Here is a 4145-nt window from a genome sequence, read left to right as displayed (position 1 = left end):
GATGCTTTCTTTTCGACACAATTCTGCAATGGTAGTTTCACCACGCATTCCTTCAATAATAATCCTGATTTTGTCTTCTGAATTGTAAGCTTTTCTTGTCTTACGTTTTAAGTCGCTAATTAAAGCACTGGCACTTTTCTTGTTTTTTATCATTTAAGATTTAAAGGTTTGTAAAAATAATAAAACCTCTCTCTTATATTAAAGTGATAACTAGTTCACTTTTTGCTGACGTTATACAGATTAATCACACAATAATTTGTGATATTCTTATTAAAACTTATCATTTAGAAGAATTGCTAGAGAACAATTGAATTAAATAAATATACCTAAAAAACAAGGCAATAAGTATTGGAATAAGTGCAGGCGCGAAACCTTGAACACCTATACACCAATGCAACGTCATCAAGCATAACATAATAATTAGAAGCTTTAAATACCCAATAAACCATTGGTTAGTGATGTTTTTAAAAACCTGAAATAGAGCTATAATACTTATTGGGCAAGCCCAAAGTAAATTATAATTATGTGCTGTTGCACTATGGTCTGTAGCGAACCAAAGTAACAATAAAAAAATACCAATTATTGCTGTTAAGCTAAACAGAATGCCATCTAACCATTTAGAACGTTTGTTGTTTTTTTTATCGATATAAGTAATATATAAAATTAATAGTCCAAATATTGATAATATAAAAAGAGGACTTGTAAAAAAACTTCCTTTTTTAAAAGCACCATTTTGAGTGTAAATAACATGAGTTTGTTTTACCAATGGTTTTTTACTTATTCCAAGTGATGCATTGTCAAAAAACTGAAAAATATTTTCTGGTAAAAACATATAGTCTCTAGGTTGCGCAGTTCTGTCTATTACAGAGCCTAAAGCAATGTCAATTCCTAAGCTTCCCCAAGAATTCCAATGTAAATTGTTTTGAATGAGTACTCTAAAGGTTTCTGCTTTGTAAGCTTTTGGTGTTTTATATTCTATTGCACCATTTAAAACAGTTTCTAAAACATCACGCATTTTTGTAGCGCAATTATCGTAGAAAAAGTCGTAGAGATACGCTCTGTTTTCTGGTTTGTAATTATTAGCAAGGTAGTTTAATAAGGTGGCTTTTTGTTCTTGATTTAAGTTAAGCACTTGTTCTTTAATAGTACGATTCTGAGATTGGTAATAACTAAAGACGTCTTTAGTGTTTGATGCTCCCATTAAATAATCTAACTTTCCTTTTGCAAAATTGGTATAGAAGTTTGGATCTTCAAAATTATATCTACCATAGTCGTAAACTACATCTTGAAAACTATTTTTCACTCTAAAACCATTATGTCCAAAGCTATCGTTTAGTAATTGTCCTGGTCCAATGGTAACAACACTAATTTCGGTATTCTCTGTAAGTTGTGGTACTTGAGAAAACGTGAAAAAGCAAGAAAGTAGAAGTGAGATGAGTAGAAATTTCTTCATAGTTTTAACCTTCAATTTTATCTAAAGACGCTAAAATCTAGTTTTAAAGAAAACACGTTAGAATATAATGCTACACTTTGATCTCCAATATCTGTAAACGCATAATCTACTTGAATACCTTTATATTTAAAACCAACTCCAAAACTAGGCTGAAAACCTAAGCTTTCAGAATTATCGATTTGCAATTCATTTTGAAAATTACCAACACCAGTTCTAAGATAGATCATGTCTATATAACCAAATTCAAAACCTAAAGCTGGATTTATACTTGCTACAGAGGTCGAAATAATATCGTTATTTTGTTCAAAACGTACAATTAAGTCTAGTTCTGCTCTTAAAGTATAGTCGTAATGAAAAACATAACTTTTAGAAACACCTAATTGTAATTTTGGTATAGTAATCTCTGAAGCTTCAGGTAATTCTTGATTTTGACCTTCTACAGCATTTTGAATTCTTGCAAAAGCGTCTTCATCGTAGCTCCATGAGTTAAAAGTAGTAGTAATATCACGAGCCATTAAGCCAAATTTCCAATCGTTTTCACTTTCAAATTGTATTCCTGCATCTAATCCAAATCCCCAAGAATTCGCGAAATCTCCAATAACTCTTCTAATTATTTTAGCATTAACACCATAATTTAAACCTTGTACTGGAAGTTTTCTTGCATAAGAAAATGTCAATCCGTAATCTGCAGTAGAAAACAAGCTAATTCTGTCGTAATTTACATTGCCTTGGTCGTCTATAAGTTGTGTAGTATCTAAAATGTCATCAACTGCAAAACGTATTAAAGAGATTCCAATTGCGCTTCTATCATCAATAGGCATAGCAAAAGCGCCATAATCGTAATTTGCAATATTTGCAAAGTAACTAGAATGCATTAAGGCCAGTTGTTTGTCTTCCAAATTAACTAATCCAGCAGGATTCCAATAACCAGCATTAACATCGTTAGTATTTGCTGTAACAGCATTACTCATACCTAAAGCAGCTGCATCTACACCAATATTCATAAACTCGTTAGAATATTTGGTTTGAGCAAAAAGAGAAAGAGACACAATGCTTAGTGCTAATGATAATTGTAGTTTCAATTGCTATTTTTTTACAAAGATGGTAATTTTTCTTTTTATATTAAACTTTAAATCCATTAGTATATTGTTTAAAGTTCCTTTTAAAATTGATGGAAGTAGTTTTTAAATGAAATACTTTATTATTTTTACAAAAAAACGAACCAATGCATATTAAAAAAAACATTCCAAATTTTGTAACGCTTCTTAATTTATTATGCGGAAGTATAGCAGTATTGTTTGCTGTTAACAATTTTTTTGTAACAGCAGCATTATTTGTTTTTCTGGGTATATTTTTCGATTTTTTCGATGGTCTTTTGGCACGTAAATTAAATGTGCAAAGTGCATTAGGTTTACAATTAGATTCTTTGGCAGATATGGTAACTAGTGGTTTAGTTCCAGGAATTATACTTTATAAATTAATTGCTATTGCAGTAGATGCTCCACCAATGGCTGCATCTAGTGAATGGTCTTTACATTGGTCTGGTTTCTCTATGGCGTTTATTCCTATTATTGGTCTGTTTGTTACCTTGGCCTCTGCTTATAGATTAGCAACATTTAATTTAGATGAAGATCAACAAACCTATTTTAAAGGTCTACCAACACCTGCAAATGCTTTACTTATTATGTCTTTGCCATTAATAATGGAGTTTCAACATAACGATGCCATTAATGCTATAATATTAAACAAGTGGTTTTTAATAGCATTAACTTTATTAAGTTGTTATTTATTAAATTCTAGTATTAAATTGTTTGCTTTAAAGTTTAAAGATTATAGTTTTAAAAATAATGCAATACGCTATATTTTTATTGTTCTAAGCTTGGTATTACTAATAGTACTCCAGTTTGCAGCAATACCAGTTATTATTCTTTTATACATTTTACTCTCTTTAATTTCAAAATAACCAAAACTAATGGCTCAAATTATATTTACACTATTAATGCTTGTTGCTTTACAAGCAGTTCTAGGTTTTGACAATCTATTATACATTTCTTTAGAATCCAAAAAAGCACCAGAAACTGCTCAAAAAAGCGTTAGAAAAAAAGGTATCTTAATCGCTATTATTTTAAGAATTGTTTTACTTTTTTTACTAGTTAGAATTATTGTTTTCTTTCAAGAGCCTTTTCTTGGTTAACAGGAGAAATAGTAGATGTGGTTAAGTTTTCATTTAATGGCCATAGTATTATTGTGCTAGTTGGTGGTGCATTTATTATTTACACAGCACTTAAAGAAATTTGGCATATGATTTCTCTTCAAGGCGATAGCCATAAATTAGAAGATAAAGAGAAAGGTACTAAATCTGCCAATGCTGCAATAACCAGTATTGTTATTATGAATTTAGTGTTTTCTTTCGATTCTATTTTAGCAGCTATTGGTCTAACTAGAGAGATTGAAAATGCTACTCATGCTTTTATAGTTATTGCTATTGTTGCTAGTGGATTGTTAATGCTACTAATGGCAGATAAAATATCTTCTTTTTTATCTAAAAACAGAATGTACGAGGTATTAGGTTTGTTTATCCTTTTTATAGTTGGAATAATGCTAGTTACTGAAGGTGGACATTTAGCACATATCAAACTTTTTGGAAACGAAATTGTACCAATGAGCAAAACTACATTCTACTTTGTATTGG

The 4145-nt window shown here is 30.2% G+C and carries 4 protein-coding genes and 1 pseudogene; 3 read left to right on the top strand and 2 right to left on the bottom strand.

Translation table 11 applies throughout. The annotated features are described in order from the left end of the window. Positions 1–280: 280 nt before the first annotated feature. Together P8H50_RS05020 and P8H50_RS05015 are read right to left on the bottom strand one after the other, a co-directional pair. Positions 281–1453: a DUF4105 domain-containing protein gene (locus tag P8H50_RS05020; protein WP_300206241.1), complete on the bottom strand. Its 1173-nt coding sequence runs from the start codon at positions 1451–1453 to the stop codon at positions 281–283. Between the two features lie 17 nt (positions 1454–1470). Beyond that, complete coding sequence (locus P8H50_RS05015) at positions 1471–2535, bottom strand: PorV/PorQ family protein (RefSeq protein ID WP_300206239.1); 1065 nt, start codon at positions 2533–2535, stop codon at positions 1471–1473. Positions 2536–2684: 149 nt separating this feature from the next. Between P8H50_RS05015 and P8H50_RS05010 the strand changes: the two genes are divergently transcribed. The 3 genes and pseudogenes from P8H50_RS05010 to P8H50_RS05000 form a co-directional block, all read left to right on the top strand. Beyond that, positions 2685–3416, top strand: coding sequence for a CDP-alcohol phosphatidyltransferase family protein (locus P8H50_RS05010; protein ID WP_300206243.1), 732 nt, complete (start codon positions 2685–2687; stop codon positions 3414–3416). A gap of 9 nt (positions 3417–3425) precedes the next feature. Then, positions 3426–3647 (top strand): hypothetical protein, encoded by a 222-nt coding sequence (locus tag P8H50_RS05005; RefSeq protein WP_300206237.1) that lies wholly within the window; start codon positions 3426–3428, stop codon positions 3645–3647. A gap of 17 nt (positions 3648–3664) precedes the next feature. Continuing rightward, a pseudogene (locus P8H50_RS05000) lies at positions 3665–4145 on the top strand (tellurium resistance protein TerC); the annotation flags it as partial.

The sequence above is a fragment of the Lacinutrix sp. genome, assembly GCF_029238095.1.
Taxonomy (GTDB): Bacteria; Bacteroidota; Bacteroidia; order Flavobacteriales; family Flavobacteriaceae; genus Lacinutrix.
Note: the sequence above shows the minus strand (reverse complement) of the source record. Positions and strands in the feature narration are given on the sequence as shown.

Bases quoted from the DNA above. Each gene is read 5' to 3' on its own strand.
- P8H50_RS05005 (WP_300206237.1), top strand. From the start codon at position 3,426: ATGGCTCAAATTATATTTACACTATTAATGCTTGTTGCTTTACAAGCA.
- P8H50_RS05020 (WP_300206241.1), bottom strand. From the start codon at position 1,453: ATGAAGAAATTTCTACTCATCTCACTTCTACTTTCTTGCTTTTTCACG.